30 protein-coding genes are annotated in these 21,755 nt (G+C 35.8%); 19 read left to right on the top strand and 11 right to left on the bottom strand.

The window, feature by feature from the left end:
- Positions 1 to 81 precede the first annotated feature (81 nt).
- Positions 82 to 561, top strand: coding sequence for a GNAT family N-acetyltransferase (locus MHH66_RS24785; RefSeq protein ID WP_078185121.1), 480 nt, complete (start codon positions 82 to 84; stop codon positions 559 to 561).
- Between the two features lie 19 nt (positions 562 to 580).
- On the opposite strand, the gene MHH66_RS24780 is transcribed toward MHH66_RS24785, so the two are convergent.
- Positions 581 to 1,072: a phosphatidylglycerophosphatase A family protein gene (locus MHH66_RS24780; protein ID WP_002015902.1), complete on the bottom strand. Its 492-nt coding sequence runs from the start codon at positions 1,070 to 1,072 to the stop codon at positions 581 to 583.
- 120 nt (positions 1,073 to 1,192) lie between these two features.
- Between MHH66_RS24780 and yutH the strand changes: the two genes are divergently transcribed.
- Positions 1,193 to 2,194 carry a spore coat putative kinase YutH gene (gene yutH, locus MHH66_RS24775; protein ID WP_002089339.1) on the top strand — a complete coding sequence of 334 codons (1,002 nt, stop codon included), beginning with the start codon at positions 1,193 to 1,195 and terminating at the stop codon, positions 2,192 to 2,194.
- A 59-nt stretch (positions 2,195 to 2,253) separates the two neighbouring features.
- On the opposite strand, the gene MHH66_RS24770 is transcribed toward yutH, so the two are convergent.
- A complete protein-coding gene (locus MHH66_RS24770) occupies positions 2,254 to 2,469 on the bottom strand; it encodes a carbonic anhydrase (RefSeq protein ID WP_078185122.1) in 216 nt (71 codons plus the stop codon).
- 366 nt (positions 2,470 to 2,835) lie between these two features.
- A complete protein-coding gene (locus tag MHH66_RS24765; protein WP_000431158.1) occupies positions 2,836 to 3,072 on the bottom strand; it encodes a NifU family protein in 237 nt (78 codons plus the stop codon).
- Between the two features lie 206 nt (positions 3,073 to 3,278).
- Here MHH66_RS24765 and MHH66_RS24760 point away from each other — a divergent pair, with 206 nt between their 5' ends.
- The 5 genes from MHH66_RS24760 to MHH66_RS24740 all read left to right on the top strand — a co-directional run bounded on the left by MHH66_RS24760 (position 3,279) and on the right by MHH66_RS24740 (position 6,793).
- Positions 3,279 to 3,587, top strand: a complete 309-nt coding sequence (locus tag MHH66_RS24760) for a YuzD family protein (RefSeq protein WP_000248586.1) — start codon at positions 3,279 to 3,281, stop codon at positions 3,585 to 3,587.
- A 51-nt stretch (positions 3,588 to 3,638) separates the two neighbouring features.
- The gene (locus MHH66_RS24755) at positions 3,639 to 4,433 is read left to right on the top strand and encodes a nucleotidyltransferase domain-containing protein (protein WP_078185123.1); all 795 of its coding nucleotides are present in this window, start codon (positions 3,639 to 3,641) and stop codon (positions 4,431 to 4,433) included.
- A 98-nt stretch (positions 4,434 to 4,531) separates the two neighbouring features.
- Positions 4,532 to 5,209 (top strand): CPBP family intramembrane glutamic endopeptidase, encoded by a 678-nt coding sequence (locus tag MHH66_RS24750; protein ID WP_012261923.1) that lies wholly within the window; start codon positions 4,532 to 4,534, stop codon positions 5,207 to 5,209.
- Between the two features lie 100 nt (positions 5,210 to 5,309).
- On the top strand, positions 5,310 to 5,978 hold the full coding sequence (locus MHH66_RS24745) for a hypothetical protein (RefSeq protein WP_063218113.1): 669 nt from the start codon (positions 5,310 to 5,312) through the stop codon (positions 5,976 to 5,978).
- 11 nt (positions 5,979 to 5,989) lie between these two features.
- Positions 5,990 to 6,793, top strand: a complete 804-nt coding sequence (locus MHH66_RS24740; RefSeq protein WP_063218114.1) for a hypothetical protein — start codon at positions 5,990 to 5,992, stop codon at positions 6,791 to 6,793.
- Positions 6,794 to 6,795: 2 nt separating this feature from the next.
- Here the strand turns inward: MHH66_RS24740 and MHH66_RS24735 are convergent, their stop codons facing one another.
- Both MHH66_RS24735 and MHH66_RS24730 read right to left on the bottom strand, forming a co-directional pair.
- Positions 6,796 to 7,404 carry a DUF4304 domain-containing protein gene (locus MHH66_RS24735; protein WP_063218115.1) on the bottom strand — a complete coding sequence of 203 codons (609 nt, stop codon included), beginning with the start codon at positions 7,402 to 7,404 and terminating at the stop codon, positions 6,796 to 6,798.
- Positions 7,405 to 7,430: 26 nt separating this feature from the next.
- Positions 7,431 to 7,901: an SMI1/KNR4 family protein gene (locus MHH66_RS24730; RefSeq protein WP_063218116.1), complete on the bottom strand. Its 471-nt coding sequence runs from the start codon at positions 7,899 to 7,901 to the stop codon at positions 7,431 to 7,433.
- 88 nt (positions 7,902 to 7,989) lie between these two features.
- Between MHH66_RS24730 and MHH66_RS24725 the strand changes: the two genes are divergently transcribed.
- From MHH66_RS24725 to phnA, 4 genes are all read left to right on the top strand, one after another.
- A complete protein-coding gene (locus tag MHH66_RS24725) occupies positions 7,990 to 8,364 on the top strand; it encodes a hypothetical protein (RefSeq protein WP_063218117.1) in 375 nt (124 codons plus the stop codon).
- 347 nt (positions 8,365 to 8,711) lie between these two features.
- Positions 8,712 to 9,506, top strand: coding sequence for a DUF2628 domain-containing protein (locus MHH66_RS24720; RefSeq protein ID WP_063218118.1), 795 nt, complete (start codon positions 8,712 to 8,714; stop codon positions 9,504 to 9,506).
- 92 nt (positions 9,507 to 9,598) lie between these two features.
- On the top strand, positions 9,599 to 10,276 hold the full coding sequence (locus MHH66_RS24715; RefSeq protein ID WP_063218119.1) for a hypothetical protein: 678 nt from the start codon (positions 9,599 to 9,601) through the stop codon (positions 10,274 to 10,276).
- A 203-nt stretch (positions 10,277 to 10,479) separates the two neighbouring features.
- The gene (gene phnA / locus MHH66_RS24710) at positions 10,480 to 10,821 is read left to right on the top strand and encodes an alkylphosphonate utilization operon protein PhnA (RefSeq protein WP_002089332.1); all 342 of its coding nucleotides are present in this window, start codon (positions 10,480 to 10,482) and stop codon (positions 10,819 to 10,821) included.
- 50 nt (positions 10,822 to 10,871) lie between these two features.
- Here the strand turns inward: phnA and MHH66_RS24705 are convergent, their stop codons facing one another.
- The 3 genes from MHH66_RS24705 to MHH66_RS24695 form a co-directional block, all read right to left on the bottom strand.
- Positions 10,872 to 11,666 (bottom strand): ABC transporter permease, encoded by a 795-nt coding sequence (locus MHH66_RS24705; RefSeq protein ID WP_002129719.1) that lies wholly within the window; start codon positions 11,664 to 11,666, stop codon positions 10,872 to 10,874.
- Entirely contained in the window at positions 11,650 to 12,309 is a 660-nt protein-coding gene (locus MHH66_RS24700; protein ID WP_002034567.1) for an ABC transporter ATP-binding protein, read from the bottom strand. The genes MHH66_RS24705 and MHH66_RS24700 overlap by 17 nt, the downstream gene beginning before the upstream one ends.
- 263 nt (positions 12,310 to 12,572) lie before the next feature.
- Positions 12,573 to 13,643, bottom strand: coding sequence for an NAD(P)/FAD-dependent oxidoreductase (locus MHH66_RS24695; protein WP_078185124.1), 1,071 nt, complete (start codon positions 13,641 to 13,643; stop codon positions 12,573 to 12,575).
- Positions 13,644 to 14,064: 421 nt separating this feature from the next.
- Here MHH66_RS24695 and MHH66_RS24690 point away from each other — a divergent pair, with 421 nt between their 5' ends.
- The 7 genes from MHH66_RS24690 (at position 14,065) to MHH66_RS24660 (ending at position 17,949) form a co-directional block, all read left to right on the top strand.
- Positions 14,065 to 14,304, top strand: coding sequence for a YuzB family protein (locus tag MHH66_RS24690; RefSeq protein WP_002015892.1), 240 nt, complete (start codon positions 14,065 to 14,067; stop codon positions 14,302 to 14,304).
- A gap of 328 nt (positions 14,305 to 14,632) precedes the next feature.
- On the top strand, positions 14,633 to 15,499 hold the full coding sequence (dapF, locus tag MHH66_RS24685) for a diaminopimelate epimerase (protein WP_002015893.1): 867 nt from the start codon (positions 14,633 to 14,635) through the stop codon (positions 15,497 to 15,499).
- A gap of 41 nt (positions 15,500 to 15,540) precedes the next feature.
- The gene (locus tag MHH66_RS24680; RefSeq protein WP_002034566.1) at positions 15,541 to 15,894 is read left to right on the top strand and encodes a HesB/IscA family protein; all 354 of its coding nucleotides are present in this window, start codon (positions 15,541 to 15,543) and stop codon (positions 15,892 to 15,894) included.
- A gap of 268 nt (positions 15,895 to 16,162) precedes the next feature.
- On the top strand, positions 16,163 to 16,921 hold the full coding sequence (locus MHH66_RS24675; protein ID WP_078185125.1) for a hypothetical protein: 759 nt from the start codon (positions 16,163 to 16,165) through the stop codon (positions 16,919 to 16,921).
- Between the two features lie 87 nt (positions 16,922 to 17,008).
- Complete coding sequence (locus MHH66_RS24670) at positions 17,009 to 17,200, top strand: hypothetical protein (RefSeq protein ID WP_078185126.1); 192 nt, start codon at positions 17,009 to 17,011, stop codon at positions 17,198 to 17,200.
- A 32-nt stretch (positions 17,201 to 17,232) separates the two neighbouring features.
- Positions 17,233 to 17,418 carry a hypothetical protein gene (locus MHH66_RS24665; protein WP_078185143.1) on the top strand — a complete coding sequence of 62 codons (186 nt, stop codon included), beginning with the start codon at positions 17,233 to 17,235 and terminating at the stop codon, positions 17,416 to 17,418.
- Positions 17,419 to 17,595: 177 nt separating this feature from the next.
- A complete protein-coding gene (locus MHH66_RS24660; RefSeq protein WP_078185127.1) occupies positions 17,596 to 17,949 on the top strand; it encodes a YxeA family protein in 354 nt (117 codons plus the stop codon).
- 30 nt (positions 17,950 to 17,979) lie between these two features.
- Here the strand turns inward: MHH66_RS24660 and MHH66_RS24655 are convergent, their stop codons facing one another.
- Positions 17,980 to 18,441, bottom strand: a complete 462-nt coding sequence (locus MHH66_RS24655; protein WP_078185128.1) for a DUF523 domain-containing protein — start codon at positions 18,439 to 18,441, stop codon at positions 17,980 to 17,982.
- Between the two features lie 233 nt (positions 18,442 to 18,674).
- On the opposite strand from MHH66_RS24655, the gene MHH66_RS24650 reads away from it, so the two are divergent.
- Positions 18,675 to 19,556 carry a helix-turn-helix domain-containing protein gene (locus tag MHH66_RS24650; RefSeq protein ID WP_078185129.1) on the top strand — a complete coding sequence of 294 codons (882 nt, stop codon included), beginning with the start codon at positions 18,675 to 18,677 and terminating at the stop codon, positions 19,554 to 19,556.
- 17 nt (positions 19,557 to 19,573) lie between these two features.
- Here the strand turns inward: MHH66_RS24650 and MHH66_RS24645 are convergent, their stop codons facing one another.
- Complete coding sequence (locus MHH66_RS24645) at positions 19,574 to 20,821, bottom strand: MFS transporter (protein ID WP_078185130.1); 1,248 nt, start codon at positions 20,819 to 20,821, stop codon at positions 19,574 to 19,576.
- 328 nt (positions 20,822 to 21,149) lie between these two features.
- Positions 21,150 to 21,626, bottom strand: coding sequence for a GyrI-like domain-containing protein (locus tag MHH66_RS24640; RefSeq protein WP_078185131.1), 477 nt, complete (start codon positions 21,624 to 21,626; stop codon positions 21,150 to 21,152).
- Positions 21,627 to 21,755 lie beyond the last annotated feature (129 nt).

The following is a 21,755-nucleotide window of genomic DNA, read 5'->3' as shown; positions in this document are numbered from 1 at the left end:
CGATTAGAGGAGAATCAAGTTTGGAAAATGAATGAGTAAATACATATAGATTAGTAGAGTATTTGATAAGGAGCGAGATGAATGGATATACATAAGTTAACAGAAGAAGAAGCGAAAGAAATAAATACGTGGAAGTATGAAAATCCCTATACGTTATATAGCTTTTCGGGAGATGCTGAAGTAATAGAAGAGTTGCTAGATGGAACGTATTACGGTTGTTGCGGAGAGAATGGAGAATTCATCGGCTATTTTTGTTTTGGAGAAGATGCACAAGTGCCAGGGGGAAGAGATGCTAATTTATATAGGGGAGAAGATGTAGTAGATATTGGGCTTGGAATGAAGCCGGAGTTAACAGGGAAAGGGATGGGGGAAATATTTTTTCAAGCGGGAATAGCATTTGCTACTGAGGAATTGAATTCGAAAATGTTTCGACTGAGTGTAGCGACATTCAATAAGAGAGCGATTAGGCTGTATAAAAACATTGGATTTCAAGTAGGACCTCTTTTTTTGAGCCGTGGAAGAGAGTTCATGCTTATGGAATATGAAAGGCCGTCAGTGTGAAACTGACGGCCTAGACCCCTTATTCCGAATGCTCAGCACGGTGCGCTAAACGACTTGAAGCAGCGGCAGCGATTCCGCCAACGATATCATCAAGGAATGTATGCACCTTTCCAGTTGATTTATCATTTAAGTATTCTAAAATACCTGGTTTTAATTTATCGATATATCCAAAGTTCGTGAAGCCAATTGACCCGTACACGTTAACGATTGAAAGTGCGATGACTTCATCAATTCCATATAGTCCTTCATCGCGTTTTACGATATCTTGTAACGGCTGACTTAACATTCCTTTTTCAGCAAGGACATCAAGTTCAATGCCTGTAATAAGAGCGTTTTGTACTTCTCGTTTTGATAGTACACGCTCAACGTTATAGCGACATTCTGACATCTCTAAATTTGCATGGTATTTCTTTTGAAGAAAATGAACAAGATCAGCAATATCGTCAATTGTTACACCGCGCTCTTGTAATAGTTGTAATGCTCTTTCTTGTAGTTGATTTGAGTCTTTCATGTTTATCACCTTTTTTTCTTTTTAGTATTTGTATACGTTTCGTTGCTTTATCATGTGCATAGGAATGAAAGGCGAGCACAAGCTCATATATATAAAGAAAAACCATAGGTGGCGACTGCGATGATTCAGCATATTTATGAGCATTATCACATGCATGTTAAAGAATTAATCCCCCTTGGCCCCTATAAAAGCTTTTGGATTCGCAACAAAATTTATGTACTTGTTCCAATTGGAGAAATGGAGGAAGAAGTACTTGTAGAGATGAAAAAGCTCAGTGATTATATGAACCAGCAAGGGGATATAACTGTGTCGACTTTCGTTCCGACTATACACGGCTACTATGTAAGTGAGATAGAAGAAAAAAATTACTGCTTATTAAAAGGTATGCGTATGTTAGAGCGACATGCTACATCATTAGGAAGTGAGCTTTCTATATTTCATAAACGTGGCGCATTCTTTCCAGAAGAAGTTGAGCAATTAAGCCGCATTGGTGAATGGAAAGCATTATGGGAAAAAAGGCTCGACCAATTAGAAAGGTTTTGGCAATCGCAAGTGATGAACCATCCTTCAGACGTATTCGATCAATTGTTTATTGAATCCTTCCCGTATTACTTAGGAGTTGCAGAAAATGCAATTCAATATGTTGTCGATACAGAAATGGACGATACACCACAAATAACTGACGCAGCAACAATTTGCCAAGAACGATTTACACCTTTATTATGGCAGCAAACGAAGCGTTTAAAACTTCCTTTTGATTGGGTATATGATCACCCAAGTAGAGATATAGCAGAATGTATTCGCTATATGATGATAGAAAAAAAGAAAGATTGGGAGCAAACGGTAGTTCAATTCATTACAGATTATGAACGTAATTATTCGCTCTCTTCATTTGGTTGGCGCTTATTATTCGCAAGGCTTCTGTTCCCGCTTCACTACTTTGAAACGATTGAACGATATTATCAAACAGGAAACGAAGAACAAAAAGGCATATATAGAGCCCGTTTAGAAATCATTTTACATGATGTGAAGCGCACTGAGCAATTTATGAATCATTTTTACGAGTCATTTCGTTTACCTGTTGATAAGTTAGGCATTAGGAAATTAGATTGGCTATCTTAAAATGAAAAAAGAGACCGGGTGAGGTCTCTTTTTTATATATCACAATTGTATGTAATACATTATGCCCCTACCTGTTGATCTGCACATATATTTAAAATGAATTGATGTCTTTCGATTTTTTCATTTACTTTACTCAATAATTCTTGCTGGATTTCTTTAAATAAAAATTGATAATTTGCATTCCATGTTGGTATAACGGATGAAAGGTCTAATAAATACTCTTTTTTCTTTTCTAGTTCTTGAATTGTTAAGAAAGTGTTCCCCATTCTTGGCATGTGTCGTCCCCCTATGTTTTTTTCTGTATATGTGTGAACGATTCTATAGTATTAATTATCGCACTTTTTGAGAAGGATTTCCAATTTTGTTTTATGATGTTAAAGGGGAAGTGTTATTTGAATAAAAAAAGAGACCCATTTGGGTCTCTTTCTAGGAAGCGATTCTGAACGAGCCGCTTCTGCTTTTAGATAATGTCTAGCTCCAATGACCTTCTGTTCTGAACGAGCCACTTCCGCTTTTAGATATTATCTAGCTCCAGCGGCTAAAATGTTCGGTGGCTTCGCTTCTTCCGCCGAGGCAAAAAGCGCCTCTATGTCAGAAGCTCCATCCTCTTCACATTTTGGACGAGCCGCTTCCGCTTTTAATTAAAATACTTGTTCTACTTCAATAACGCCTGGTACTTCTTCAAGTAATGCGCGTTCGATACCAGCTTTTAGTGTGATTGTAGAACTTGGGCAGCTTCCGCAAGCACCCATAAGGCGTAATTTTACGATACCTTCTTCAATGTCTACTAATTCAACGTCTCCGCCATCGCGAAGTAAGAATGGACGTAATTTATCTAATACTTCTAGTACTTGTTCTTCCATATGTGGGTTTTCCATTTTTATCGACTCCTTTCATCAGTTTTATTATAATCAAGATAGAGGGGAAAATCTATTTTTTCTCTTCTTGTTTTATTGTCGAAATATTGTATCATGTGTACAACGTGTTTTTTCAGTATAGGGGTATAGAATAAATTTGTAAAATGATGTGCTTATGAAATAAGACATCTGAATATACTGTTAGAACGAGAAGCGGGGGAGAAGAAATGGTTAATGTGCAAGTGTATGGGACGAAAGTAATTTGTGCGAGCTGCGTCGGAATGCCATCTTCAACAGAAACGTTTGAGTGGTTACAAGCGGCGATTGGTCGTAAATATGAAGGACAAGAAAATAAATTTAAGTTTGAGTATATTGATTTTCAAGAAGAACAAGAAGATGAAGATAAAAAAGCATTCGCAGAGCGAGTAGTGGAGGAAGATCTATTTTATCCAGTCGTTCTTGTAAATGGTGAAATCGTTGGAGAAGGAAATCCACGTTTGAAGGATGTTTATGAAGAAATCGAGAAATATTTATAATGCATGAAGCCTTTGCGAATTTGCGAAGGCTTTTTTTATGGAGGGATAGATGTGGAGAATGGAATAAAACATGCTTTACCAGAAGAAGTAAAGCAATTAATGGAGCGGTACACAGTAGAATTAAAAGAAATTTTTTTAGATGAAAAAATAGTCGGGGTATATATTTACGGCTCCATTGCACTCGGTGCATTTCATGCAGAAACGAGCGATGTTGATTTTATTACAGTAATAAGTGATTCTGTGAATGAAGCTGAAAAACAGCAACTTGTAGAACTTCATAAGAAACTTAGTAAGAGTACGTTAGGTAAAAGAATGGATGGTATGTATATTCCGCTTGCTGACTTAGGGAAATACAATCATGAAATAAATGAGTACGTGTATTGTGCAGATGGTAAGGCTGATATTGGTCATTGGGATATTAACGCGGTCACATGGTGGACATTGAAAAATCAAGGTATTACAGTTAGCGGGAAAGAAGTAGAAGACCTTTCCTTTCAAATAAAGTGGGACGATGTAGTAAATACAATGAAATACAACGTAGAACATTACTGGTTTGAAAAAGCGAAGCGTCCTTATTTATTTTTCATAGAAGAATGGGTAGAATCAGCTGTCGTTACGATGGGACGTATTTTATATACGTTAGAACATAAAACAATTGTTTCAAAAGATAGAGGATTACAATACATGTTGGAACTTTACTCTCATAAGTGGGATCCTTTATTAAGGGAAGTAGAGCGAATGCGGCATAATCCAAAAGAAAAGCGAATAATCTCAAGGTGGAGAAGGGCTGATATGACGAAGCAGTATTTGCTGCATTTAATTGAAACATGTAGAGAGAAATGGTAGGGGGAAAAACAGACGATACAGTAAATTGTATCGTCTGTTTTTGTGTTAAAATTGGTATATAATGGTTTAAAAGGTTTAATTATACTGGAGGAGATAGGATGAACACAGAATTAGCTACATATGAAGAAAAGAATATACAAATGAGTATGCTCGAAGTAATTAGCATTATAATAATTACTTTTGGGGTAATGCATGGAATGGGTTTTTTGAACTTTTTATATGACTCCTCATTATATCCATGGTATGTAGACCATCTTATCCCACCCTTTACGTTTTGTACGATTATTGTAATGTATGCACCAGCAAGAAAGTATTGTTCACAGCTAGTAAAATCACTACAGTTCAATAATTTTAAACATTATGTAACAATAGTAATGACGATGATCATACTGCTTATATATCTTGCGGTATTAAATGTAGTTTTACCACATGGGCTTAGTGTGGATGAGTCAAATATAGTAATAGAGCCTACTATAAGTGAAATCATTTTATACGTAGTTGTACTCACCATTTTTGCACCGATTTGGGAAGAACTTTTATTTCGGGGGATATTTTTCACGAAATTATCTCAGCGCTTCTCTACACTTACTAGTATTGTTATAAGTGCTTTTATATTTACTTTAGGTCATCCCCTTACTTTAGGTAGTATGTTATATATTTTTGGTATAGGTGTATGTTTAGCCTACACATATAAGAAAACAAATAATTTACTCGTTCCATGGGGAATTCATTTATTAAATAATTCATTTTTTATATTAGTAAATTTTCAAATGTAAAAAGACGCCTTTTTGAAAAGGGCGTCTTTCCTATTTTGCAGTAGGTAGAATATTATGTAGAGGAAAGATAATAGAAAAAATATGTGTATGGGGGAAGACGATGAGTAAATATAAATTACATATAGACAAAGAACAATTATGGAGAGGTTGCATCTTAAAGTCGATTGCAGATGCAATTTTTGTAGCACATGCTCCTGATTTCTCACATGAAAGTTCATGGGATGGATTTAACTATAGTATGCAAGATAGTCAAGGCGGAAGAGGGACAATTACTTTTGATTCGAAGTACACAATCGTATGTCTTCAAGATGTGAATAGTGAGAGAATTGATGAGTGGATTGATGCGGAAATTTATTTTGAAGGGGCACCTTCGGAAGTGATAGAAATTGCTAAAGAAGAAGCACTCCAATACGTATTAGAAGAGGTAGAGGGGGAAACAGTTCCTTTCATTACGACGGCATTTTGGATTGAGGATAGCGGTGCATATTCAATTGATTCATTTGAAGAGATGGAAGAGCACGGTGGATTCTTATTAGAAATCCCATTACTTGATACGGAATCTGCAATAGAAAGATTGGAAGAAGAGTATGAACTGACAGAGGAGCAAATGGATCTTTTACAACTCGTGTATGAGAGAAAAATCAAAAATCCAAACGAGAAAATTATGTTGTCTAAAGAAGAGGTAGCGATGATTGAAACGAATGATGGCGAAGGGTTGGAAGTGAGTAAGGAGTCGTTTGAAGAAATGAATATTACTTGGGCGTTGTAGGAGGGGATATAATGTTTCCAATTGGTGAGCAGCCGAGGATTATAAAGGACTTGGAAAATGTTACTGCTAGTTTAGAAGAATTAGCGATTGAGGGGAAAACAAAAAATATAGAACGATTAGCATCTTTACAAGTTAAGAAGTTATGGGTTTTCGCAGTAAATCAAAAGCAATTTGAGCATATTCTTACGTACGCTCGTCCAAATATATTGTACGTTTACGAAATGAGGATCGAGGATTTAAGTAGCCTTCAAAAATTATCTGATTTACAACAGTTGTATATGTGCTGGAATACAAAAGCGAAGACGTTATGGGATATTGCGTATAATAAAAAACTCAAATCCTTACTAATTGATGATTTTTCTAAGCTAGAAGATTTAACTGCTTTAAGTAAGTGTCCGCAACTCAATACCTTTTACATGGGTGGTGGGATAAATACAACGATGAAAGTACAAACTTTACAACCACTCGCTGCATTACAACATTTGAAAAAGCTTACTCTTATGAACTTAAAGGTTAAAGATGATTCGTTAGAACCTTTAATACAATTAAAAAATTTGCGAGAGTTAAGTTTATCTAATCAATTTAAAGTGGAAGAGTATGCAAAACTATCTGTAGCATTGCTATATACGGAATGTAAGTTTTTTAAACCTTACGTATATATGAACGATGCAATAGAAGGGAAAAATATAATGGTGATTGGGAGAAGAAGACCATTCCTTAATTCGAAAACGGATGCGGTGAAGATGCAAAAGTATGAAGAACAATTTAAAAAGTTACAAGAGGAATATAAAGCACTAGTAGAAAGCACAATGTGAAGTTATATTGCGTTTTCTACTAGTTTTTTCATATACATATCAACTTCATGAAAGAATACTGTTTCTCTTTCCTTGTTATTAAGATGCACAGAGCAATATAAATATTGCTGTAAGTAGCGATTAGCTTGTTCGTACTGTTTTAATTTGTAGAAAGAGAAACAGGTAAGAAGCAAAAATGTTTTTTCTTGTAATATTGGAACGACAGCTAGTACAGGAGTTATGGAATGTATAGTTGTTTTTATTAAATTTTTATATGAAGCCCACGTTTGAAACCAGTCGAAAATAGTAGAAAGGTAATTCGGAATGTCGATAGTTTCATGTGAAACATTATGTAATAACTGGTTCTGTTTCATATGTATAGGCTCTATCCTTGTTCGTAGAATGCAATCGAATATTGAGATGTTTTCTTTTACTTGTAATTGGTCCGTAATAAGTTGCGGGAGACCAATTGGATGAACACCTATATTTATATAGAAATCATCTCCAAACTGGCTTTTTTGTATATGAATGATCTTATAAAATCCGTTATCAGCTTTGGAAAATGTATGTCTTTTCTTCTTAAATCCAAGTGGTTTTAAAGCAGCGTGTAAATTTATAATGAAATCTTGCACCAGTGTGTACTCCTTTAGAGATAGGTTTATTCTTCATCATAATCGTATGTAGTTAAGTTTTGTAAGAAGCTTTCAAAATTAGGTGCTAATTCAATAATTTCCTCAAACTCATTATCGATAAATATAACTGGAGGGTTTTCGGCTACGTTTCGATAGTCTAGTGCAATCCACGTATGTCCGTCACCAGATAAAAGCACGATATTCTCAGGCATGTCCCATTCCTGAATTAAATAATGGCTCTCTAAAATACTAGACTCATTTTCATCAAAAGAAATGCCATATAATCCAGAAACATTAACGTGATCGTCTGCCCAAGAATTTGGCTCTGAAGTAGGGTGAGCATCTAATCGAAGAGTTCCTCCGTTTTGTTCTTTTAGAAGATTTATGTACGATTCTGGGAGCTTTACGTTTAGTACTTCTTCTGCTTTTTTTATTAGTTCGTCGTTAATAGGTGCTAATTTTAAATAGTCATCTTCTGCCCAAAGTGTAGTCTTCATATTTGGTCACCTCAAATAATAGTTTTATAAACTTTATTTTGTATATTATAGTTAATTAAAAAATTGCGCAATAGAGGGGGAAGATATTATGATTAACCACAATAAAATTAAACAACTGTTAGCATATATAGATCGCGCTGAGGATAATGAAATTGAGTTAGAGTGTGAATTTGAACCTATGACAATCGAATTATTTAATAGTGAAGAAATAGAAGAAGGACAACTTGGTTATAGCTTTGATGAGGGAGGGCAAAGCTTAGTCGGAAATGAAGAGGGAGATTGGAAAGACGGGTGGATTGTAATTGGGATAGATTCGTATCTCGGAGACCCGATCTTTGTAGATAGTAATGATGAGAATTGTCCGGTTTATACAGCTATGCATGGTGAGGGAGATTGGGAGCCAGAATGTATAGCTAAGCGTATAGAAGATGTTATTGAGAAAGTGAAGGGTAATGTGGGATAGTTGTGTAAGTGGAAATATGTTTGAAATAGTAGAGAGCTAATTTGTGAAGTCTCTTAAGTCGAGATTTTAGGCTAGGTCATATTACAATAGTAGTTTAATAGGAGAAGGGTGTGTCAAAATGATTTTGATACATCCTTTTTTGCGAATATACAAGATGTTTAACATAGTGTATTAAATGTCTTATATATGAGTATTCTAATATATTTAATAGTAAAATGGAATATAGAATGGATAATTGTCGGAATGTATTCGATTTTTGTTCATTTTTATGAAATATAACTATTTTTTGTTAGATTCCTTCTTTTTATAGATATACAATAAAGTTATATAGAAATAAGAGAAGGATGATGTACGTGAAGGACACTGTTTTACAAGAAACAATTTCTCCGCAAGAATTACATAAAGTTGTTCAAAAGAATACAGCTTATTATGACTTTAAATGGGGCAAAGTAGAAAACACAGCGCAAGGGAATACGTGGAATTGGGTAGCCTTTTTCTTTCCAACTTTTTGGTTAGCTTATCGTAAAATGTATAAGTTGTTTATTATACTTACATTATTATCGGTACCTAGTGTACTTGTAGCCCCTTTTATAGACATTCCGGATGGGATTTTTTTATCAATTAGTTTAGCTTTTCAATTAGTAATGATGATATTTACTGGATGGCAAGGAAACCGTTTATATTATAAGCACGCTGTTCGTATTTTACATAAAGCAGAAGATACGCTTGATCATGAGAAGGCGTATTACTTACAATCAAAGGGTGGTGCTAATTTTGCTGGTATGATTGGTTTACAAGTTATAGTAGGGATAGTATTTGGGGTAGCCACGTTCGGACTCTCCTTGTTACCAACTGAGCCGAATATAAAAAATGTTGTTCGTTCAAGTGATGAAGGATTTACTTTAGAGGTTATGAATGATAATCCAACTTGGAAGTTTGTAAAGAAAGAAAAGGATTATGACGTAGTAGAGTTTACTGGTTATGATTATGAAGAGAAGAAAAATATAAAAATTAAATTTGCTGTTTATTTTAGTGAAGACTATTTTGAATGGCAAGAAGTATATGAGAATAATAAGAAGTTAAGTGAAGAAGAGTTAGAAGAATATCAATTTTACATTGAAGAGAATAGTTGGAGTTTCTAGAGAGAGCTCGTTCATTTTGAAAAGAAGAATCTTGTGAGGGTTCTTCTTTTTATATATTAGAAAAGTAAATAATATTAGGAGGAAAAGAGAGTATGATGGATGTACATTTTTATGATTGGGCTAAGAAACGTCCTAAAAAACATTATAATCGATTACATGAAATGAGAATTTTTGAATTGATTTTTTCAAAGGAATTAAGTAAGTGGGATCTTGGATTAGAAAATGTAGAAAATATTGATATCTACTGTCTAGCAAATCCTAATAAAGATATTTCTTATGAACTACATGAGGTCCTAGGGGAGATTTGTATATCCGTGCCTTATGATTATATGCAATTTTTAAATTTGGAATCAGTTGAGGAGAAGTATAAGCATTTTTGTGAGTTGGTTTACCTCTATGTCGTGCCAGCTATTGAAAAGTATTCAAAAATATCATTAGAAATGATTAAAGAGTATGTGAATGAAGCGCTTCAAGAAATAGAGAAAGAGAATTACGAGATTGTGTTTTTAGTGGATAAAACACCGAAGAAGAGCCCAAGTCGAAAGAAAACGGCTATATTAAAAGGAATTCATCGTTCGGAAGGATTTCAGCTAATGTGTGAAGTGTATAACGATAAAGGGCTAAGAGTAGTAAATAAATTACTCGTAGAAGAAGTAGGGAATGCAGTAGTCTATTCTAGATTTTTAGGCAAACTAAAATGGGAAAATGAGCACTTAATAGTAGTGAAATCCAAGACAAGCAGCTGGATGGAAGAAGTACATGTCGAATAAGCTAATTAACGAAAAATGTGAACACAAAACACCATACGAATTGAAATTTTGTAAAATACAATAAAAAATGAGAATTTGAGGTAGGCTTGTCAATAACGTAAGACTATGGCAGTATAAAGAAATGCTATACAAATTTTATTTATCGACATGTAAAAATTCGATTTGATTTTTACGTATAAATAATGAACGGAGGAAATGAATTTATGGCTACTTTACCAAATTGTCCAAAATGTAATTCAGAATATACGTATGAGGATGGCGCTCTTTTCGTATGTCCAGAATGTGCCCATGAGTGGGGGCAAGAAGCGGAAGCTGAAAGTAATGATGGTGCAAAAGTTGTAAAAGATGCGAACGGAAACGTTCTTCAAGATGGCGATGCTGTTACTGTAATTAAAGATTTAAAAGTAAAAGGAACTTCTTCAGTTGTAAAGATTGGTACGAAAGTAAAGAGTATCCGTCTAGTTGAGGGAGATCACGATATTGATTGTAAAATCGATGGTTTCGGAGCTATGAAGTTAAAATCACAGTTCGTTAAGAAAGCGTAAGATTAGCAAAGAAAAAAGACGCTCTGTAAGTAACTTGCAGAGCGTCTTTTTTATGATTGTACTTCAACTTCTTTCAACTGGCACCGCTTATTAAAGAACGTTTTATACCCAAGCTGTAAGAAGATAATAACAGAGAAAGCTGTACTTCCAGAAATGCCAAGTATAATCGCAATTTGATATTGGATAGCTGTAAATGGTGATACACCGGATAAAATTTGTCCTGTCATCATGCCTGGAAGACTTATAATTCCCATTCCGACCATGGAATTAATTGTTGGTAAAATAGCAGAATCGAAAGCGTCCCGTATGAGCGGAGCAGCTGCTTGTTTTGGAGTTGCGCCAAGCATAAGTGCCCCTTCAATATGGTCTCTTTGTGATTTCATACTGTTTAAAAAGGTGTTTGCCCCGAGGCAAATACCTGTCATAGCGTTACCGATTAGCATGCCGGCAATAGGAACGATATATTGCGGAGCATACCAAGGATCGTGTCCGATAATGACAAAGATAAATAGTAGAAGAGGGCCAATTGATCCAGCAATCATGGAGAGGGCGGCTACTCGTTTTAATTCTTTTGACATTGGAATATTAACTCGTTTATAAATATTGAAAATCGCAAAGGTAGTAATAGAAGTAATGAGAGCTATTGTATAAAACGGATTACTATTTTCAAATATGTATGTAAGAACATATGCGACTAGTACGAGCTGAATTGTCATACGTAATGTAGCAATTGTAATTTGTTTCTCACGCGGTATTCCTTTTAATTTCACAAGCCCGATTAAAATAAGGATGAAAATATATGCAGCTGCAAGTTGCCAAATTTGTAGTTCAATAACGCCCTTCAATTGATAGCACTTCCTTTCTAGTTGCACCGTTTGTTTTACTAATTTCAATAATATCGTCTGCGATTTCTTCTGGAAGTTGTTGCGAGTGCGTGATGAAGATAACTGTTTTTTTCTTTTCTCTTGCCAGTAGAGTGAATTGTTTCATAACGCGGCGTTCTGTGTCACCATCTAGTGCCGAAGTTGGTTCATCTAATAAATAGACGGGCGGATCCATTAGTATAATACGAGCGAAAGCAAGTCTTTGTTTTTCGCCACCTGATAAAGAAGAGGCGTTATCTTCTAATTTTTTATCTAGGCTAACAGTCGTTAATGCGCCTTGCAGGGCATCGTCATTTGGAAATGGCTTTTCAGAAAATCGAAGTCCCATTAATAAATTATCTTTAATTGTTCCATCAAAAATAGGCGGAGTTTGTCCGAGCATGACAACTTCACGGCGTAATTGAATGGGAGGATAATCTAAAATAGATTTTCCGTTATATTCAATTGTGCCAGATGTGGGTGATTGTAAATCGTTTAACATGCGAAGTAATGTGCTTTTACCACTACCACTTTCACCGATAATACAAGTTGTTTTTTCTTTTTGAATCTGTAAATAAGGAATGTGTAGAATATCTTTATATGTGATGTCTTTTAATATAAACATAAATTGCTCCTTTCTGATTCTAGTTATATCGTATCAAAAAGAGAGAAAAATAGAAAAATAAAGTCTCTTTAGAAGGAACATCTTTTTTCTTTGTTTTAAAACTTTGCGCGTGGCAGGAAAAGGCACTGACGGATCCTATACATAGCCAGTCCCTCTCGGCCATTTAAAAAAATGCTTTTCTGTCGGTTTTTCATAGAATGACTGAGTAGTTACAAAAAATGAATAGAAAAAGGCTGTCTACTATGTAGGCAGCCTTTAAAGTATTAACCGTTATGATATTTGTACATCCAAAGAAGACCGGATTTTAATAATCTCGGTACACGTCCCATTAATGGTTGGTTTGCTAGTAAACCAAATCCGTGTTTTTTGCCGAGAGAACCGAGAACACCTTTTAATTTAATAACAGGCAGTTCATCAGGAAGGGGTTCATTATTCCAACGTTTTAATAATATTTGGACAATTTGTTCTCCTTGACCTTCAGCAAGTTGAGCAGATGGTGCGTGTGGAAGTGCTGCGCAATCTCCTACGACATAAACGTGCTCATTATTTGGAATATTGTGATATTCAGTTAAAACAACCCGTCCGCTACCATCTTGTTCAACTGGAAGGTTTCGAACAACTTCATTTGCTTGAATACCAGCTGTCCAGACGATTGCATCACATTCAAGTGGTTCATCATGGTTGTATACAATGTTTGGTTCCACTTTTGTAATGTCAGAGTTTCGTATAATGGTAACTTTATGTTTTACAAACCATTCTTCTACGTATCTACTTAATTTCTCTGGATATGGGAATAAAATTCTATCTTTTCGATCAAATAAATAGATTTTTAAATCTGAACGGCTTTCGCGAAGTTCACTTGCCACTTCAACGCCGCTTAAACCAGCCCCAACGACAGCTACTGTTGCATTTGGTTCTAAGCTATTTAATTGTTCATATGTCTTACGTGTTTGTTCAATTGATTGTAGGCTATGTGTATATTCCTTTGCCCCAGGAACGTTATGATATTTATCTTCACAGCCAAGACCGATAATTAAATCATCATATTGGATCGCTTCCCCGCCATCGAGATGAACAGCTTTTTCTTCGAGATCAATATTTGTTATTGTGCCGTATTGAATATTGAGGCGTGGGTGCTCGGGAAACGGTATACGAATATGTGTTTCTGAAATAGTACCCGCAACTAATGCATAATATTCAGTTTTGAAGCAATGATATGGTACTTTGTCGATTAATGTCACTTGTACATCATCTGGAAGTTGGTTGCTTGGAAGTAGCCTCTGCAGAATTCTCATTCCACCGTAGCCGCCACCTAGTATTACGAGGTGTTTCATGATGGATTACCCCTTTTCTGTTGAAATATCCCCTAATCATACAATTTTATATTAATAAAATATTTTGACTTTACACAATCAAATTATATCGAATTTGTGAACAAATAACAATGCATGAATGAATACTCTGTTGTACAATAAGAAGAAAAGTAAAGTAAGTGGTTTTCATTTTCTAGTTACTATTTCATTATGAGTAGTATGTTATATAAAGAAGACCATCTATTATGAAGTGAAATAGTGAAGTAACTAAATAGTTTAGAATATATAACGAAAACAACAAGAAACAGCTTAGTTTTCTTCTTATAAATAAAGTGGAATGGTAACAAGTAGAGAGGGTTACTTATCCGTTTCGCAAATTAGGTATGCACATACCATATAAAGTAAATGGTAATTTGTTTAGAGATACAGGGGGGAGAGAGTTTTGATTAAACCATTAATCGAATTTTGTGTAGGTAACCTTGCAAGCGGTTCGCAAGCAGCTTTAGAAAAATTAGAAAAAGATCCTAATTTAGACGTAATGGAATATGGTTGTTTAGGATATTGTGGCATCTGTTTTGAAGGTCCATTTGCACTTGTAAATGGTGAAGTGGTACAAGGTGCAACAGTAGAAGAACTTGTAAATAATGTATATGATTATATGGATGAAAATCCAATGTTTTAAAGCGTTGCAAACAGGCAACGTTTTTCTTTTTTCATTTATCCCGCTATTTGCGGGCAGTAAGACTCCCACCTCAAAATTCAGCTGAAGCAAAGAAGTTAGGTTGAAGCCCTGTTGCCCGTCCCACACTGATTAAAGTTTCACTTTATTAGGAGTGTTTATTTCGAAAAAAAAAGGCCCTTTTAGAAGGGCTTTTTTCTTACACAATTTGTGTAAGAACGGCTTATTGCCAAAACACTGTCAAATATGAGAAACGGGGGACATTCATATTGTGTTCTAAAAGCATGCATTTTATACTTGAAATAATAAATTATTTTTGGAGTGAATAAAAATGAGCCAATTTTCTTTTACAAAAATGCATGGTCTTGGAAATAGTTATATATATGTAAATATGTTTGAGGAACAAATTAGAGAAGAAGATTTAGCAATTGTAGCGGAAAAGGTTTCAAATATTAATACTGGTATTGGTGCAGATGGAATGATTTTAATTTGTCCTTCTGACGTGGCACCAGTAAAAATGCGCATGTTTAATAACGATGGCTCAGAAGGAAAGAGCTGTGGAAATGGTTTACGATGCGTAGCGAAATATGCGTATGAGCATAAACTAGTAGAAGGTAAAGTTTTCACAATTGAAACGTTAGCTGGTATTGTTACGGCAGAAGTAACGGTAGAAGATGACAAAGTTACATTAGCGAAAATCGACATGGGGGCACCTCGTTTAACACGTGAAGAGATACCGATGCTTGGTGAAGGAGAAACACCATTTATTCGTGAAAACTTCTTATACAATAATCACCGTTATGCATTTACAGCTGTTTCAATGGGGAATCCACATGCGGTTATTTTTGTTGATGATGTAGAAAAAGCGCCTCTTACAACGTTAGGACCGGTTCTTGAGACGCATGAAATGTTCCCAGAGCGAGTGAATGTTGAATTCATCGAGATTTTGAATGATGAAGAGATGAATTTCCGCGTTTGGGAACGAGGATCTGGTGTAACACAAGCTTGCGGGACAGGAGCATGCGCAGCTGTCGTTGCGGCAATTTTAAATGGGAAAATGGAACACGGTAAAGAAATTACGGTTCACTTAGCAGGCGGCGACTTAATGATCGCATGGACAGAAGAAGGAAATGTATTAATGAAAGGACCTGCGGAAATAATTTGTCGCGGAGTGTATGAGTACAAGATAGAAGCGTAAAGATGTATAATAGAATGAGAACAGAAAGGATGGTGTATTTCATGATTGAAGTAACAGAACAAGCAGCTTTTCAAATTAAAGATATGTTAAAAGATGCTGAAGATGGAGAGAAGTACGTGCGCCTTGCTGTACATGGCGGCGGATGTAGTGGTCTTTCTTACGGCTTAGGATTTGAAGTAGAACCAAAAGAAGACGACACAGTTCTTGAGTTTTTCGGTGTTGAATTTGTTATCGATAAAGAAAGTGCTCCGATTGTAAAGGGAGTGAAAGTTGACTATAAGCAATCTATGCTTGGCGGCGGATTCACAATCGACAATCCAAATGCGATCGCATCATGTGGATGCGGATCATCTTTCCGTACAGCATCGAATGCTGGTAAGCCAGAAGATTGCTAAGTTTTGTCATCCCTTTATTCTAAGTGGAAATTGAATGGGTAGGTTGCATATAAAGACCTTCTTAGCGATGAAACCAAATCGTTAGGAAGGTCTTTTCTTTTGCGCTAAAAAGAAAAAGAGCATGACAAAGATAACGAATATATGCAAGAAGAAGGCTAAAGAGGATGCATGAAGGTGCAGGCTATATCGAATTGTATAGAACTGACTCGTTCCATATTAATTAAAATACGCTGATTACTAGAAATTAAAAACTACCGGAGGAATTACAATGAAGTCATTTAAGAAAGTACTGGTATTAGGGATGACGTTGGTTACAGCATCAATATTTGGAGCTTGTTCTAACGATACCGACGTGTTAACAAAAGCGGGAGCAAAGCAACAAGTGAAATCGGAAGCGGAAGTACTAAAAGAACAGAAGGAAACCCCTATGACTACGAGCGAACGTGACAGCATTAAATATGAGGACGCTACATCGTCACAGAAGCGTTATATTTCTCGTGACGAAGCCGAAAAGATTGAGGAAGGCATGACATATACGGATATCCTTAACGAGATTGACTACGGTGGTGAGAACATAAAACATTATAATAACAAGGAAAAACGCGTGTTTTATACTGAAAAGGATACGGATGGTACATATGAAATTATGGTTGAATTAAATACATATGGTTACGTTGTTAATATTGAACGCACTGCTATAAAGGATGCGGATAAAGAGAGTCAGGTATCTACGAAAAGCAGTGAAGAACCTGTAAAGGAATATGAAGAAAAAAACGACCGCGTACCGTGGTATAAAGATGTAAATAACGATTCGGCGGAAGTAGACTATAATCACTATTTGAAAATCAAAAAAGGTATGCCTGCGAATCAAGTAAAAGCTGCGATTGGACAGCCACGTATGATTGAGAAATATAAATCGTATTCAGTATACGGCTATACCGGTTATGGCGGCGAAGGAACATTACGTGTAATCTTCGAACCAAATGGAACTGTTATGCAGGTAGTAGAAGATGGATTACATCGATAATAAATTAATTACGGGAACAATTGCAGTAAAGTTGTCGGTGGCTTTATAAAGTCTTGGAGAGAGAACCGTGAGTAATCGGAGAGGACAATGATGAACGAAGATAAGATAACGATAATTATGCTAGCAGTATTAACGATAGCGTTAGTATTTGTTGGGGTTTCGTTCAAATTCAATAGCCTCATTGTGGACGCTATCGCCGTACTATTTTTGTTGATAGCTACTGCAGTAGGCGCAGCGGTTGTAACAGAACGTAGATTGTGCAAAAAGAATGGGAAGTAGCAGTTTTTTGTACGAGCGGGAGGGGATGCAAGATTGACGATGTTTTTGAATTCGTAGGAAGATATGTGATTAAACCTATAATTAGATTTGTAAGTTACCTTGTAATTGATATCATAATAGAGTGCGTAATAGAAGGTGTAATAAGCGGTATAAGGAAATTACGTGATAAGATTCGTGACAAGTGGAAAAATTGGCGTGGAAGACGTTATTGGCGTTAATAGATTGTCATGACTAGGCTAGATGAGTGTCAATAACGTTTTCAATGAAAAAACACTGATTAAAGTTTTAATTTACTATCTTACAAAAGTGTAATGTTTATGTCATGTTTTTGAATTTCTTCTTTAAAGCTTAGGCTTTAAGATAACAATATAAGAAAAACACATGAGGTGAAGGAATTGAAAAGACATATTGCACTTTTTAGTATTTTAGTTGTATTTGCAAGTTTATTAGTTGGTTGTGATTTAAACCGTATGGGTAAAGATGAGTATTATGTTCAAATTACAGTAGATGGGAAAGAGTATAATGGTAAAGCTGATAATGGTGAACCATATAAAGATTACCAATATAAGTTAACTGGATTTGATAAAGAAGGTAAAGAAAAAGAATTAGAATTTACTGCACAAAAAAATCTTCGTAAAGATGCATTCTTACGTGTATATCACTCAGATAAAAAAGGTGTATCAGCTTGGGAAGAAGTGAAAAAGGACGAACTTCCTGCGAAAGTGAAAGGAAAACTAGGCGTGAAATAAGACATATAGAAAAGGAATTGACGAACAGGGTCAATTCCTTTTTTCGTTCTCAAAATCCTCTTCTGAAATGACTTTAAATCCATGTCTTTTAAATAAAGCAGTTGTTACCCCGTAACCAGTTTGTTTATTGCCATTAAATTCTCCAGTGTAAATAGTAGAACTACCACAAGATGGAATACGTTCTTTTAAAATAATATATTCTGGGTGTAAACCTTTTATTTGTTCTAATGCTTTATAAGCACCACGCACGAAAGCTTCCGTGACATCTTGTCCTTCTTTCGTCATTACTTTTGCTTTTCCATCTAAAACATCATCGCCATTACCGCCGATAATTTCAGCAGAAGGGCGTGGTGTTGGTAAACCGCCTAATACTTCGGGACAAACAAGGATGGTATCTTCCCTCTGTAATAACTCTTCTATTTGTGAAACAAGATTATCGTTACCGTCATAACGACAAGCAATACCACCTAAACAAGCACTAATTACAATCATATTTTCATCTCCAATAAAGTGAAAATTTAATCAGTGGGGGTTTTGTCCATCCCCCACTGATTATTAGCCTTTACCAATCGGGCTTTTACGGGCAGTTGATCTCCCACCTAACCTCATCGCATTCGCCGAATCTGGAGGTGGGAGTCTTACTGCCCGTTAATGCGGGATAAAAAAATATTAAATATCACGCCTATTTCTCTTCCTATTTCTTACCTATAAGTGAGGTGATAAAAATGGGAAGCTTATATAATTTAATGAAACCATATAGTCAATTTCGAAGTAAAGAAGAGTTTAATACATATCAAAAACAAGTTTTGAAGTGCTATCGATTTCAATTGAATAAAACGGATTCTATCATTATTCATTTTTTAGGAAAGTATGCAGTGAATGAGAAACAGAAAACAGTGGGAGTTGCTTGTCCGTTAATGGAGACAATTGCGACGAATATTGGAAAGAGTATTCGTACGGTACGTCGCTCGATTGCAAAGTTAGAGGAACTAGGAATTATAAAACGTGTTGCGACAAAAGAAAGATATAAGCGCGGGGGATATAGTGCAAACTTATATGTATTTCTTAAATCTGCAATTGACCGCATGGATGACCGTATGAAAATGTCCGCATGTGAAAGTGATGATCGTACAGATGGCTGTAGTGGAAACGAGCAAAAAAATGAGAGGGAAACAATTCTTTCTAAAAACATTCCACAAATAAAAGATAAAAGAAAAGTAACGTACGAGCTTGATGAAACGTATTGTCGTCACGATATACCGAAGCCTTTTATATATGCACTGGTGCCGATGACGAGTAATCCGAAGAAGATTAATATATTTTGGAGTAAGGTGGAACTTGCTTATAAAAAGAGCGGATTACTAGAGCAAGGTGCTTTATTAGAGGGGATATTAGCTGATGAAGAAGCGTATGGAAATTTAATTTGGCGGGTGAAAAGTGTTGTGAGAGCGTATAAGTACGGAGAAATTCTTAAAGATGTTGGAGCATTATTGTATAGTACGATGCGAGATTTATTTTTAGAAATTGGATTAGAGTGGGGAGCGGCATTAAGGAGAAGTAAGGGAATACCGTTATTCGATCCATTTAAAAAAGAGCCATGCGTATAATACATGACTCCAAGTAGCTAATCGAACTTTCTTACAACTGGAACACGAAGTGCTACAAATAGTACAAAGACGATAACAGCGATTGCACCGCTTTTCATAACCGTTACAATTGGAATTCCTATCCCAAGTGCAAGCGATGTAAATGCGTAAGAGAGCGGAATGAATCCCATCGATGAAAGCATGAGTAAACTCATAACGCGTCCCATCATCTCTTCTTTTACTGTTGATTGAATCATTGCCATAAGTGGAACGATAGCCATCGCAATTGTAATACCGTAAAACATTCCAGCTAATAACGCTTGCCAAAGTACGGTGCTAAAGTTGATGGCTAGGAAGAATACACCAGACAGTAGCATCATGATAATACAAAATAGACCACGTCTGCGGTTAATGTTTTTTAATCCGACAATGACAGCTCCTATCGCCATCCCGCCGCCAACAGACGCTTCTAAGTAACTAAACTGAAGTGAATCACCGTGCAGAACGTTTTTGACGAAGAGCGGGAAGCCTACTTGCATTGGGCCGATTAAAAATAAATTTAAAAAGGCGCTACATATAAGGAAAGTTGAAAGAAATGGTGATTCTTTTACATATGAAATTCCCTCTTTAATAGAAGTAAACATGCCTTTATCTGTTTCATTTTTTTCGGGTACTGTAAATTGTATTTTTTGAACGAGTATCGCTGCGATAATGAGTAGCAGGATTGTAATTGAAAAGATTGTTTCATAGTTCGTAAATTTAATGAGAATACCGCCAAGTACAGGGCCCAAGATGACCGATCCTTGGTTTGTCATTTGAGTAAGTGAATTTGCTTGTGTTAAACGGCTTTTTTCTACAAGTTCAGGCAGAATAGATCCATCTGCTGACCAGAAGAAAGCGTCAGCAAGTCCGAAGAACAAAGCGAACAAAGCAAATGTATATAGTGTTACATCACCGACGATGAACCAGGTGAGAATGGTTGCGACAAGAATAGCGCGAATAATATTAGAGTAAAACATAATATTTTTTTTCGGGAATTTATCAGCTAATGCTCCGCCGATAATCATAAAGATGAGCCTTGGAACACTAAGAGCCACGAAAACAATACCGAGTGAAGCCTCAAGGTTTAATGTTTTTGCTATGTACCATGTTTGTGAAAAAGTAAAAAAGGCTAAAGCAAAACTTGAAAAGAGAGTAGCTGCCCAAAGAAAAAGGAAATTCGTATTTTTTAATAACGGTTTTCCGCTTCCTTCTAAAGCAGATTTATTTTGTTGTAGTTCCTCCATATTGCTTCCTTTCTATGTACCAAATTTAGACTGAAAAACCTATTAACAATCGTTTTATCCCGCGTTAACGGGCAGTAAAACTCCCACCTCAAAGTTTGGCTCGAGCAAAGAAGTCAGGTGGGAGACCAACTGCCCGTAAACGCCCGATTGGTGAAGGCTAATACTCAGTGGGGGATGAACAAAACCCCCACTGAGTATAGTTTCACTTTATACAGTTTCTAATATTTCTATACTGCACTTTCTCATTGTAGACAATAATAATGAATTTGCACAGTGGCTATTTAACGACAAAAAAGAAGATACCAAAGGGTATCTTCTTTTTTGTCATTCACGCTAAAGCGATATAAATATCCACTTGTACGTTATTTGGATCTACTGCATTTTCGTCATAAAGCTCAAAGTCTGTTGTAAAAGCACGTTTGTTTTCTTTCGACCATTGCCAAATATATTCCCAAGTTTCACAAATGACTTCAGACACAGGACCTTTTCTCGTTGTAAATACCGCATACGTTGCGGCAGGTATTGTTAAGGCTGTCATATTTTCAGGAACTTCTTCTAATGAAGAAACAGGCGTGCCGATAGTGAATTGATATGTACCAGTTTCATCCGATTCGTAGTTTGAGTAGAAAGCGAATGTTTCTTTTGTTTGTTGATTTGGAATTTGATGCATGATTTGTTCTTGGAAGTATTGGTTCCAAAGTTGTGGGATTTTTCCTTCAGTAGATGCCTCTTTTTCATTTGTCGTCGTAATAGAAACGCCGATTGCTTGGAAAGCTTCTTTCTTAATGATAATAGGTTCTTTCATTATAAAATTCCCCTCCATTGAATGAAACGTACGTTCTATTTTATTGTAACATATTTTAGGAGTATGTGGTATTTTTTTCTAAAGTACATAGCTGTGAAGAAAGAGAGGTAATTTGGATTAGGGATCTTT

The organism is Bacillus sp. FSL H8-0492 (assembly GCF_038006145.1).
In the GTDB taxonomy this organism is placed as follows: Bacteria; Bacillota; Bacilli; order Bacillales; family Bacillaceae_G; genus Bacillus_A; species Bacillus_A mycoides.
This window is presented reverse-complemented; position numbering and strand designations above follow the sequence as displayed.